The organism is Myxococcus sp. AB036A (genome assembly GCF_006547355.1).
In the GTDB taxonomy this organism is placed as follows: Bacteria; Myxococcota; Myxococcia; order Myxococcales; family Myxococcaceae; genus Myxococcus; species Myxococcus virescens.
In genome coordinates, this window is record NZ_VHLC01000263.1 from 1 (window position 1) to 379 (window position 379).

1 pseudogene is annotated in these 379 nt (G+C 63.6%); it reads left to right on the forward strand.

Going from position 1 to position 379, the window contains the following annotated elements:
- Positions 1 to 379: pseudogene (gene aceE, locus FL344_RS38355) on the forward strand (pyruvate dehydrogenase (acetyl-transferring), homodimeric type); the annotation flags it as partial.

Here is a 379-nt window from a genome sequence, read left to right on the forward strand (position 1 = left end):
CCCCTGGCTGATGCCAGACTTCTGGCAGTTCCCCACCGTATCCATGGGCCTTGGCCCGATCCAGGCGATCTACCAGGCACGCTTCATGAAGTACCTGGAAAGCCGCGGCTTCATCCCCGCCAGCAAGCAGAAGGTCTGGTGCTTCATGGGCGACGGCGAGTGCGACGAGCCGGAATCCCTCGGCGCGATCTCCCTGGCCGGCCGCGAGAAACTCGACAACCTGATCTTCGTCATCAACTGCAACCTGCAGCGCCTCGACGGCCCGGTCCGCGGCAACGCCAAGATCATCCAGGAACTGGAAGGCGTGTTCCGCGGCGCCGAGTGGAACGTCAACAAGGTCATCTGGGGTCGCTTCTGGGACCCGCTGTTCGCCAAGGAC